The 585-nt window shown below is 68.4% G+C and carries 1 pseudogene; it reads right to left on the reverse strand.

Annotation, left to right across the window (positions count from 1 at the left end):
• Nucleotides 1–585: pseudogene (locus tag HMPREF2955_RS14685) on the reverse strand (hypothetical protein); the annotation flags it as partial.

Consider the following 585-nt stretch of genomic DNA (forward strand, 5'->3'; position numbering starts at 1 on the left):
CGTCGGTGTAGCTTTCGGCGTGCCTGCCCAGCGCATCGGTGACGCGCGTCTCGAGCATCGGTTCGCCGTCGTGGTCTACGATGGCGTAGGCCGTCGTCGTGGTCGCCCCGTCGGGCAGCGTCACCTTGGTGGGGCGGTCGTAGGCGTCGTATTCGGTGGTGGCTTGCAGGTCGCCCACACCTTTATTATATAGGCCCATGCTGCCGAAGCCTTCCTCGGTGGGCCAGTACGCCCGGAGGGTCCGCCCGAAGGCGTCCTGTACCGTCCGGCCGCTCACTATCGACACCTTGTGGGCCGCCCCGCCCTTCCAAACCACGCCCGTGCGCTTGGTCTGCACGGCGCGCATCAGGCTGTCGGCGAAGGTGCGCGTCTCCACGTCGCCCTCGGGGGCATAGTGCAGCGTGCGCGCCCAGCGGCCTGCGGGATGGTACTCGAACCGTACGGTGTAGGGCCTGCCAGCGGCCAGCTCCTTCGGGCCGACGATTGCGGTGGGCCTGCCCGCGTCGTCGTAGGCATAGCGCATGCGGTTGCCGTTGATGTCGCGCGTTTCCAGCGGTGCGCCCCAACGGCAGTCGTAGTCGGTGG

Origin of the sequence: Prevotella sp. HMSC073D09 (genome assembly GCF_001814145.1) — a bacterium.
Taxonomy (GTDB): Bacteria; Bacteroidota; Bacteroidia; order Bacteroidales; family Bacteroidaceae; genus Prevotella; species Prevotella conceptionensis.